This window comes from Kocuria sp. ZOR0020 (genome assembly GCF_000800955.1).
Lineage (GTDB): Bacteria > Actinomycetota > Actinomycetes > Actinomycetales > Micrococcaceae > Kocuria > Kocuria subflava.
Genome location: NZ_JROX01000160.1, coordinates 1 through 10,463, shown reverse-complemented (window position 1 = coordinate 10,463; position 10,463 = coordinate 1). Strand labels below are relative to the sequence as shown.

Annotated in this window: 9 protein-coding genes and 1 riboswitch; of the genes, 5 read left to right on the top strand and 4 right to left on the bottom strand. The window is 64.9% G+C overall.

All coding sequences use genetic code 11. The annotated features are described in order from the left end of the window. Window positions 1–154, bottom strand: a 154-nt coding sequence (locus L979_RS15100; RefSeq protein WP_156125535.1) for an alcohol dehydrogenase catalytic domain-containing protein, incomplete at its 3' end; no start/stop codon positions are given. Window positions 155–333: 179 nt separating this feature from the next. Here L979_RS15100 and L979_RS09965 point away from each other — a divergent pair. The 3 genes from L979_RS09965 (at window position 334) to L979_RS09955 (ending at window position 1,683) form a co-directional block, all read left to right on the top strand. Then, the gene (locus tag L979_RS09965) at window positions 334–747 is read left to right on the top strand and encodes a VOC family protein (protein WP_047692060.1); all 414 of its coding nucleotides are present in this window, start codon (window positions 334–336) and stop codon (window positions 745–747) included. A 190-nt stretch (window positions 748–937) separates the two neighbouring features. Continuing rightward, the gene (locus L979_RS09960; protein WP_047692059.1) at window positions 938–1,360 is read left to right on the top strand and encodes a YidH family protein; all 423 of its coding nucleotides are present in this window, start codon (window positions 938–940) and stop codon (window positions 1,358–1,360) included. Window positions 1,361–1,368: 8 nt separating this feature from the next. Then, window positions 1,369–1,683 (top strand): DUF202 domain-containing protein, encoded by a 315-nt coding sequence (locus L979_RS09955; protein WP_231559490.1) that lies wholly within the window; start codon window positions 1,369–1,371, stop codon window positions 1,681–1,683. 39 nt (window positions 1,684–1,722) lie between these two features. On the opposite strand, the gene L979_RS09950 is transcribed toward L979_RS09955, so the two are convergent. Further along, the gene (locus tag L979_RS09950; protein ID WP_047692057.1) at window positions 1,723–3,213 is read right to left on the bottom strand and encodes an amino acid permease; all 1,491 of its coding nucleotides are present in this window, start codon (window positions 3,211–3,213) and stop codon (window positions 1,723–1,725) included. A 121-nt stretch (window positions 3,214–3,334) separates the two neighbouring features. Next, the gene (locus L979_RS09945) at window positions 3,335–4,621 is read right to left on the bottom strand and encodes an adenylosuccinate synthase (RefSeq protein ID WP_047692056.1); all 1,287 of its coding nucleotides are present in this window, start codon (window positions 4,619–4,621) and stop codon (window positions 3,335–3,337) included. Window positions 4,622–4,839: 218 nt separating this feature from the next. Continuing rightward, window positions 4,840–4,932: riboswitch (SAM riboswitch) on the top strand. Window positions 4,933–5,045: 113 nt separating this feature from the next. On the opposite strand from L979_RS09945, the gene metE reads away from it, so the two are divergent. Then, window positions 5,046–8,549 carry a 5-methyltetrahydropteroyltriglutamate--homocysteine S-methyltransferase gene (gene metE / locus L979_RS09940; RefSeq protein ID WP_081994258.1) on the top strand — a complete coding sequence of 1,168 codons (3,504 nt, stop codon included), beginning with the start codon at window positions 5,046–5,048 and terminating at the stop codon, window positions 8,547–8,549. On the opposite strand, the gene L979_RS09935 is transcribed toward metE, so the two are convergent. After that, complete coding sequence (locus L979_RS09935) at window positions 8,506–8,925, bottom strand: DUF3151 domain-containing protein (protein ID WP_052209762.1); 420 nt, start codon at window positions 8,923–8,925, stop codon at window positions 8,506–8,508. The genes metE and L979_RS09935 overlap by 44 nt on opposite strands. Before the next feature lie 177 nt (window positions 8,926–9,102). Here L979_RS09935 and L979_RS14690 point away from each other — a divergent pair, with 177 nt between their 5' ends. After that, window positions 9,103–10,380 carry an aromatic acid exporter family protein gene (locus L979_RS14690; protein ID WP_052209761.1) on the top strand — a complete coding sequence of 426 codons (1,278 nt, stop codon included), beginning with the start codon at window positions 9,103–9,105 and terminating at the stop codon, window positions 10,378–10,380. Window positions 10,381–10,463 lie beyond the last annotated feature (83 nt).

Sequence of the window (10,463 nt, the reverse complement as noted above, 5' to 3'; positions counted from 1 at the left end):
CCGCCGGGACGTCCCCGTTGAGGATGTGCAGGTCAGTACCGCAGATGGTGGTGGTCTCCACCTTGACGGTCACATCGGTGGGGTCCTGGATCTGGGGGTCCGGCACCTCTTCCCACACGCGGTTGCCGGGTCCGTGATAAACGAGAGCCTTCATGGCGTGAACCTCTTTGTTCAACTTCCGGCCGGTGGATCCTTCGACGGGGCACCTCTAATTTTACGCCCACCTGTGGGCCAGTTCACAGGGGGCCGCCTGCATCCTGGCGACGTCGTGGCCCCTACACTTGCGGAGACATACACCGGTGCGAGCAGCGCGCCTGACCCAAGGAGGCCCCCGTGGCTGATCGGTTCTTGACCGTTTATCTCAACTTCCGCGGTGAAGCCGCCGAGGCCCTGGAGTTCTACGCCAACGTGTTCGGCGGGGAGCCGAACATCATGCGCCACGGCAACATGGGCGCCGAGGGCCCCGACGCCGAGCTGGTCATGCACGGTCAGTTGGACGCGCCCAACGGCATGCACATCATGGCCGCTGACGTGCCTTCCGTCATGGAGGCCCCCATCGGCGGCAACGGTGGGGTTTCCCTGTGCCTGCACGGCAACGACGCCGCCGCCCTCCGTGGCTACTTCACCGCCCTGTCGGAGGGTGGCACGGTGACCACACCTCTGGAGGAGCAGATGTGGGGCGATGAGTACGGAGACCTGGTGGACAAGTTCAGCATCCGCTGGAGCGTGAACATCTCCGGGCAGTGATGGCTCACTCAACCTGTTGAGAGCTCGATTCGCTCGGTCCTTACGTTTGGGTGGTCGATTTCCTGGCCCGTCAGCGCTGATGGGCCAGGAAGTCGACCGCCCAATTCCATGAGCCGGCAGATTGACCACCCGACGACACCAAGGTGCCCACCCCCAAGGTCTCCAGCCCAGGGGATCTAGCATCAAGAGCATGGCCGATTCTCCGCACGAGCCTGAGCACTCAGAACGCACCCCACCGCAACACCTCGCCCAGCGCACAGGTCTCTCTGCGCGGGTGTTGGGCGGCGGCATCGAACCGGATGCCAGGTTCACGCTGGCCAATGAACGCACATTTCTGGCGTGGATCCGCACAGCCCTGGCTTTCCTGGCCGGCGGTGTGGCCTTGGAGGCATTCGCCGGTGACGTGTTCCCCATGGTCGTGCGCACCGGGCTGGCGACCACCCTGCTGCTGGTCAGCATGGTGATCGCCGCCGGGGCCACCGTACGGTGGATCCGGATCGAACGGGCCATGCGCCGGTCCCTCCCGCTGCCGCTGCCCTGGCTCGCACCCGTTCTGGCGTCCGGCGCGGCGATGGCCACCGGAGTCATGCTGGGCGTTCTGATCTTCCGATGAGAGCCCGCATGCACGAGCCGGTGGATCCCGGGCTGCAGCCCGAGCGCACCACGTTGGCCTGGTCCCGGACGCTCATGGCCTACGTGATCGTGGCGGCGTTCTTTCTCCGCTGGGCCGGCGAGCACGGCGTCGTCGTCGTGGTGCTGTTCGGCGCGGCGATCGCCGTGGCCCTGGCCATCGGCGCCACGCAACGCACCCGCCACACGGCGTACTCCCGGGCGATCGGCCGGAATTCGGCAGAACCAAATGCAGGACCCGCCGTGGCCCTGTCAGCATCCGTGGTGCTCCTGGGCGCGGCGGGCCTGGTGGTCATCAGCCTGTGAGCCGCAGCGGGTTCACGACGACGAACCCCAATGCACCTCTCAGCGCGTCACATCCATCTGATTGCGGGACAGATCAGCATGGGCGGGATCCACACGGTGGGACTTGGTGATCACCTTGTGCCCGATCCAGAAGGCCAGGAACAGCGGCAGCCCGACGTAGGAGGAGAGCAAGGACATGGGCGTGACGGTGCCGTTGATGAAGGCCTCGTAGCTCTGGCCCACGATCACCAGCAGGCACATGGCCAAGGCGATGATCGGCCCGACCGGGAAGAACTTGGCGCGGAACGGCAGTTCGGAGATGGAACGCCCCTGAGCCTTGAACGCCTTGCGGAAGTTGTAGTGGGTCCAGGCAATACCGGCCCACACAATGAATCCGGCCAGAGCCGAGGCATTGATCAGCCAGGTGTAGGCGGCACCCTCACCGATGAACGTGGTCAGGAAGGCCAACAGGCCAAAGGATGAGGTGGCGATCAACGCGTAGATCGGCACACCACGCTTGTTGAGCTTGCGCAGGAACTTGGGGGCCTTGCCCTCCATGGCCAGGGACCAGATCATGCGGGTGGACGCGTAGAGCCCGGAGTTGCCGGCGGAGAGGATGGCGGTCAGGATCACGGCGTTCATCACGGAGGCGGCAAAAGCCACACCGGCGTTCTGCAGCACCAGGGTGAACGGGGACATGGCCACTTCCGTCTCCCCGGAGGCCAACAGGTTGGGGTGGGTGTAGGGCAGCAGGAAGCCGATCACGGTGATGGCACCCACGTAGAACAGCAGGATGCGGAAGAACACGGTGCGGATGGCCTTGGGCACGGTGGTTTCCGGGTCCTTGGCCTCACCTGCGGCAACACCCACCAGCTCAGTGCCCTGGAAGGAGAATCCGGCCACCATGAAGATCGCCAGGATGGTGATGGGACCGCCCACGAAGGGAGCATCCCCGGTGGTCCAGTTGGCGAATCCGGGGCTTTCCCCGCCCAGGATGCCAAAGATCATCAGCACGCCCAGGACCAGGAACACGATCACGGCCGTCACCTTGATGGCCGCCAACCAGAACTCGCCCTCACCGTAGGCGCGGGTGGACAGGGCGTTGAGGCTGAACACGATGATCAGGAATCCCGCAGACCAGATCCACGCCGGGACGTCCGGGAACCAGTAGCGCATCACCAGGGCTGCAGCCACCAGCTCCGCGGCCAGGGTGATGGCCCAGTTGAACCAGTAGTTCCAGCCGATCGCAAACCCGAACGACGGCGACACGTAGCGTCCCGCGTGATCTCCGAAGGAACCTGCGGTGGGCCGCCAGGCGGACATCTCGCCCAAGGACATCATCAGCAGGTACACCATCAGTCCGATGGCGATGTAGGCCACCAGCGCGCCACCCGGGCCCGCCGTGTTGATGGAGTTGCCGGAGGCAACGAACAACCCGGTGCCGATGGCGCCACCCATGGCGATCATGGTCATGTGGCGGGTGTGCAGACTGCGCCGCAGTCCCTCACCCTCAGGTTGGGTCTCCAGTTCTGGAGAGGAGTTCACGGACATGGCGCGCCTATCGGTCAGGGAAGTGCGTGGATTTCAGCCGAAGCGTACTCCGTTTGACAGGCAAATGACCGCCTCGGTTGCCCCGAAACGGTCATTTGCCTGTCAAACGTTGGCGGACTTGTCAGTCGATGAGGTCGCGCACCTCAATGGTGTGCTCACGGTCCGGCCCGACGCCGATTGCGGAGATCCGGGTGCCGGACATGGCTTCCAGTTCGCGCACATAGGTCTGGGCGTTGGCCGGAAGGTCCTCGATGGAACGGGCACCCGAGATGTCCTCGGTCCACCCCGCAAAGTTCTCAAAGATCGGCTTGGCGTGATGGAACTCGGTCTGGGTCATGGGCATTTCGTCATGGCGCACACCGTCCACCTCATAGGCCACGCACACCGGGATGGACTCAATGCCGGTCAGAACATCCAGCTTGGTCAGGAAGTAGTCCGTGAAGCCGTTGATCCGTGAGGCGTGGCGGGCCATGACGGCGTCGTACCACCCGGTGCGCCGCGGACGGCCGGTGTTCACGCCGAACTCGCCACCCACGGTGCGCAGGCGCTCACCCCAGTCGTCGAACAACTCGGTGGGGAACGGACCGGCACCCACGCGGGTGGTGTAGGCCTTGATGATGCCGATGGAGCGGGTCATCCGGGTGGGGCCGATGCCAGCCCCCACACAAGCCCCGCCGGTGGACGGGTTGGAGGAGGTCACAAAGGGGTAGGTGCCGTGGTCCACGTCCAGGAACGTGGCCTGACCGCCTTCCAGCAGAACGGTCTTGCCTGCATCCAGGCCGTCGTTGAGCAGCCGGGTGGAGTCCACGATCATGGGGGCCAGGCGATCCGCGTAGCCCATGAAGTAGTCCACCACTTCCTGGGTGTCGATCGCGCGGCGGTTGTAGAGCTTGACCAGGAGCTCGTTCTTCTGCCGCAGGGCGCCCTCGATCTTCTGGGTCAGGATGGATTCATCCAGCACGTCCTGCACCCGGATGCCCAGGCGGCCCACCTTGTCCATGTAGGCCGGGCCGATGCCCCGCCCGGTGGTGCCAATGGCCCGCTTGCCCAGGAACCGTTCGGTGACCTGGTCCATGGTCTGGTGGTACGGGGCCACCAGGTGTGCGTTGGCGGAGATGCGCAGCTTGGAGGTGTCCGCCCCGCGGGCTTCAAGGCCGTCGATCTCCTCGAACAACGCCTGCGGGTTGACCACCACGCCGTTGCCGATCACAGGGGTGGCCTGCTCGGAGAGGATACCGGCGGGAAGGAGCTTGAGCTCGAACTTCGCACTGCCAACAACCACCGTGTGACCTGCGTTGTTGCCACCATTGGGTTTGACCACAAAATCAACACGGCCACCCAAGATGTCTGTGGCCTTGCCCTTGCCTTCATCGCCCCACTGGGCTCCGACGATCGAGATCGCTGGCATATCTGATGCGCTCCTGAGTTCGGCGCGGATGGCACCGGTCTGCGGTCGTGTACTGCCCGAGTCTAGCGCGCCGACTGCCACACCCGGGAGGTGAGTTCTGGGACAGCATTCCGAACCACCCAGCCCACGGCCCACCGTGACAGTGCGCGTCACAAGAGGAAATACCTCACGGCAGAGTCCTTGCGGAAACCTTGGCGATCGGCTTATACTGATTTGGCTATCTATCCAGAGCGGCTGAGAGACCTGGCTCGTCGACGCCGCAGCAACCATCCTGTTTTCAGGAACGGTGCTCCCGCCAGGACCGATGGAGCTGAACCGTGTTCCGTGGTCCCCGGACCGTCGTCCTTAGCCGTTGAAGGCGCGACAGGCGGGCCGTAGGTCCCGTGCACCCTCTGTCGGGGTTCACTAGAAGGAGACCCGCGCGGTGCCACACCCCCACCACATCCCACGGCCAGTAGGTCAACCGTCAGCAGCGGCGGCGCAGTCCACCCCCGCACTGTCCTACGAATTGTTTCCGCCCCGGAGTGAAGCCAGCAGGGAATCACTGTTGGCCACATTGGCGCAGTTGGAACCCACAGCCCCCGATTACGTGTCCGTGACCGCGGGCACGGACGGGCAACGACGACGCCGGGCACTGTCCCTGCTCAATCACCTGGTCCACGCCACACCCTTCAAGCCCCTGGCACACGTGTTGAGCACAGGATCCACGGAGGCGCAGCTGACCGAGCTGCTGCATGAACTGCTGGACGTGGGTGTTCGCGGCATCCTGGCTCTGCGGGGCGACCGCCCCGCGCAGACCCCAGAGCCTGCCGAGGACGAACTTCCCTACGCCCGGCACCTGGTGGATCTGGTCCGCCAGGTGGAGGCGGACCGGGCGGCGGTGTTGTGCGCCGGACGTGTCTCCGTGGGTGTTGCCGCCTACCCGATCAAACATCCCGAATCGGTGAGCGTTCACCAGGACCTGGAGGTCCTGCTGTCCAAGCAACGGGCCGGTGCGGACTTTGCGATCACGCAGGTGTACCGGCAACCGGATGACTACGCCCTCTTTCTCCACGGGGCACGCCGCGCCGGCGTTGAGCTTCCCGTGGTGCCGGGCATCCTCCCCGTGACCAATCTGCGCCGCTATCTGAAGGTGTGCCAACTGGCCGGCCTGGAGCCCGACCCCGCTCTGGCCCATGCCCTGGAAACAGCGGATTCGGATGCTCAGCGGCACCGGATCGGCGTGGACAACGCGGTGCTCACCGCCCGCGCAGCCTTGGATGCCGGCGCCCCTGGTCTGCACCTCTACACGTTCAACGAACACCAGGCAGCTCTGGATGTTCTGGAGCGCTTGGATCTCCCCCGGCCGGTGCCACCACCGGCTGACGACATGACTGCCCCGTTGCCCGTGCCGAACGGCAGGTTTCAGCAACAGCACACCTCAATTCGAACCCAATCCATCCACCTCACCACCCATCAGGAGACCACCGTGAACACTCAGCACAGCGCTCAGGAGAACAATTCCGCCGCCTTCCCGTCCGCCACTGTCCTGGGATACCCCCGCCTGGGCCCCAATCGTGAACTCAAGCGCGCGCTGGAGTCCTACTGGGCGCAAAAGCTCTCAGACCAGGCCCTGGAAGGTGCAGCCCGGGGTGTGGTCGCCAGCGCTGTGGCGCGCATCCAGGAGTTGGGCGTGGACGAACCCTCTGCGGTTCCCGCCAGTTTTGCCCTCTACGATCACGTCCTGGACACGTTGGTGGCCGTGGGGGCCGTCCCTGAGCGCTTTTCCGACCTCCGCTCAGACGCGGGGCCTGCCAAGGGCTCAGTGACTCGCCGCGGTTCCTTCATCCTTGCCCGCGGCGACGACGCACGGCAGCCCCTGGAGATGACCAAGTGGTTTGACACCAACTACCACTACCTGGTCCCGGAGATCGGTCCGCAGACCACGTTCAGCGCAGCTCCTCACGAGCTGGTGTCCGCAGTGCAACTCGCGGCCGAGCAGGGCACCACCGTGCGCCCCAGCATCGTGGGCCCTGTGACCTTCCTTGCCTTGGCCAAGGACGACGGCATCAGCGCCACCCCGTGCAGGCCTTTGGATCGACTGGAGGACCTTCTGCCCGTCTACGCCCAGATCTTGGTCCAGCTCAAGAACGCGGGGGCGCAGTGGGTCCAGATCGAGGAACCGGCCGTCGTCGCAGATTTTGCGCACCTGACCCAACAAGACCTGCAGGTGGCCATCACTCGGGCCACCACCTACCTGGCGGGGTTGACCGAGCGCCCCAAGATTCTGGTGACCACCCCGTACGGGGATGCGGGCCCGCTGCTCTCACCGATTGCGCATTCCGGGGTTGAGGCCGTTCACGTGGACCTGGTGCGTGGGGAGCTCAAGGACCAGCAACTCGATCTGTTCACGCAACCGGGTTCCCCCGTGCTGGTGGCCGGAGTGGTCAACGGACGCAATGTGTGGCGCACGGACCTGGAAGCAACCCTCACACAATTGGAAGCCCTGCGCCAGGCCGGTGCCCGAGTGTCCGTGGCAACCTCCACCTCCCTGATCCACGTGCCACACACCCTGGACGGTGAAGACCATCTGGATCCCACGCTGCGGTCTTGGTTGGCATTCGCGGATGAGAAGACCCATGAGGTGGCAACGCTTGCACGCGGACTGGCCCAGGGCCGTGAAGCCATCACCCAGGAATTGCAGACCTCAGCACGGGCTCTGGCCACACGCCAAGAAGCTCCTGGTGTGCATGATGCAGCAGTGCGTGAGCGGCTGCGCGCCCAGAAACCCGCAGACACCGTGCGGGCCGATGCCCAGATCCGGCGGGAAGCTCAGGCTCGGACGCTGTTCGGTGAAGGGGGCCTGCCGCTGCTGCCCACCACCACCATCGGGTCTTTTCCGCAAACGGCTGCGGTTCGCAAGGCTCGGGAGGCGTTCCGGGCGGGCACCATCAACCGCGAGCGCTATCACCAGTTCTTGCAGGATGAGATCGCCCAGGTGATCTCACTGCAGGAAGAGTTGGGCCTGGACGTGCTGGTGCACGGGGAAGCCGAGCGCAATGACATGGTTCAGTACTTTGCGGAGAACTTTGACGGCTTTGCGGTCACCCGCAACGGGTGGGTGCAGTCCTACGGGTCACGTGCCACCCGTCCGTCGATCCTCTGGGGGGACGTCTCCCGCACCGGCCCCGGCGTGCGGGGGGAGGCCTTCACCGTGCCGTGGATTTCCTATGCGCAGTCTCTGACCGACCGCCCCGTCAAGGGCATGCTCACCGGTCCGGTCACCATCCTGGCCTGGTCCTTTGTCCGGGAGGACCAGCCTTTGGCCCAAACCGCGGATCAAGTGGCACTGGCCCTTCGGGATGAGGTGTTGGATCTGGAAGCCGCCGGGATCGGGATCATCCAGGTGGATGAACCGGCACTGCGGGAACTGCTTCCACTGCGTGGTGCTGATCGGCCGGGCTACCTGGATTGGGCTGTGAACGCTTTCCGGCGGGCCACCTCTGCGGTGAGGGAGGGGACTCAGATCCACACGCACCTGTGCTACTCGGAGTTTGGGGAGGTGATCCAGGGCGTGAACGCGTTGAACGCTGACGTCACCAGCATTGAGGCTGCACGGTCCCGCATGGAGGTTCTGGCCGATGTTCGATCCGTGGGTTTCTCCCGCGGGCTCGGCCCGGGAGTGTGGGACATCCACTCACCCAGGGTGCCGTCCACGAACGAGATCGAAACCCTGCTGACCAGCGCCCTGGACCATGTGGACGCCGATCACCTGTGGGTCAACCCGGACTGCGGGCTGAAAACCCGCAACTACGCACAGACCAAGCAGTCCTTGGCCAACCTGGTGGAGGCCACCGGCCGCGTCCGGGAACGGATTGCGGCGGAGGCCGGCCACCAGGAGCACCTCAGCGCTGGAGTTCCTGGGCTGCCTCAGGGTCAGAGTCGTTGAGGAACTTCTGGATGCGTTCGGCCTCGTCCAACTCACCGATGGCGGCGGCCGCCTGACCCAGCGCTGAGAGAGCACGGAGGAAGCCACGGTTCGGTTCGTGGGAGAACGGAACCGGGCCGTGGCCCTTCCATCCGTGGCCACGCAGGGCATCCAGCCCACGGTGGTAACCCACCCGGGCGTAGGCGTAACCCTCCAGGGTCCGCCCGTCAGCCAGAGCTTCTTCCGCCAGGACTGCCCACGGCAGCTGCTCCTTGGGGAAGGAACGCGCCAGGTCCTCGGCCTCGTCACCAGCCTCGATTCGGCCGGCCATTTCCTGGTTCCCCTCCAACAGGGTGGGGCCGGGTTCTCCCAGCAGGTTCTTGCCGATCTGGCTCATGTTCTTCCCTTTCCGCAGGTGGTGATTTCCTCCCAGCCTAGCGGCGTCGTCGTCCCCGGAGGTGGTGAGACCAAGATCACCAATGGGGGCAAAAATTGGGGCCTACGGACCCATCGACGCGCACCGAGCGCACCTAATACGCTGACCCACGCACATCGCTGCGAGGCAAGGAGTTCCGTGCGTATTCTCAGCCGTTCGTCGGCGCAGGCCCCCACCGACGACGACGATTCCCTGGTCCGCCCCTGGCACCAGGGTGCAATGACCCCTCCCCGCATGCTGCTGGCGTTGAAAGCCGCCACGGCCTGCACCATTGCGTGGATTGTTGCTCCGCACATGCCCGGCGTTGTGGCGCAGTACCCGTTCTATGCGCCGCTGGGTGCGCTCTCCGTCATGTATCCCACGTTGTTGGGTTCTCTGCGCACGGGCATGCAGACCATTCTGGGTCTGGCCCTGGGCATGGCCCTGGCGCTGATTGTTCTGCTGACGGATTTGAACACCGTCATCACGTTGTTCATCGTGATTGTTCTGGGCACCATCCTGGCGGGCGTACGCAAACTGGGGGTGGGTGCGGATTACATCCCCATGACCGCACTGTTCGTGTTGGTGATCGGCGGCCCGAACGCTGATTCCTACTCGGTGGGATACCTGGTGCAGATGACCACGGGGGCTGTGATCGGGTTGATCGTGCACCTGCTGATTGCCCCTCCCGTGGACATCCGTTCCGCTTCCCTGGAGTTGGGCCGCGCAGAGAAACTGCTGGCACGGTATCTGCGTGACGTGGCTGGTGAGGTCCGAGTTCCCGGTTCCACCTCTCGCAGGGACTGGGTTGAGGTCAACCAACAGTTGGCACAGATGACCTCCGAGGTTCGCGGTGTGGTGCAGGAGTCCGCCACCGCCATGAAGGGCAACCCACGCATGCTGCTGCCCAACTACAAGAACCAGGAGCCTGGCCTGGCCCGCCTGATCCAGGTGGAGTACGTGGCGTTCTACATGCGTAACCTCACGGACGTTCTGCGCCGGCTGTTTGCCACGGACGGGTCCCACATGGTGGTTCCCGCAGAGGTGTCCAAGGAGTTGGAACGGGCCCTGCGCGCAGTGGCGGAGGTGCTGCGCGTGGCATGGCGCGTGGACGGTGAATCCTTGCAAGCGCTCACCACCGCCCTCACCGTGGTCCCGGTGGACCTCAACGACGACGAAAAGGACGAAGTCGCCATCCTGGCCCGCCGGGCACGAGCCCGCATTGCAGATCTCTCCCAGCAGTTGGAAACCCTGGAGATCCGCAACACCTGGGACCACTGGTGGCTGGTGTCCGTGAGCACGGACCTGGAACGCATCCTGCAAACCGTGAACACTCACGGCGCCAGCAACCCTCCGCCCAAGCCGCGGCGCACCCGGCAGCTGGCACTGCCTCCCCTGACCCTGCCCCGGCCGGTGAAGTTCTCCCGGATCAAGTGAGATCGCACGGCGGTGCCAGGCTGCGGACACATTAGGCTCTTAGCCTCGATCCACCGATCGGCCGTGTGCTGTGGGGGTCGCCT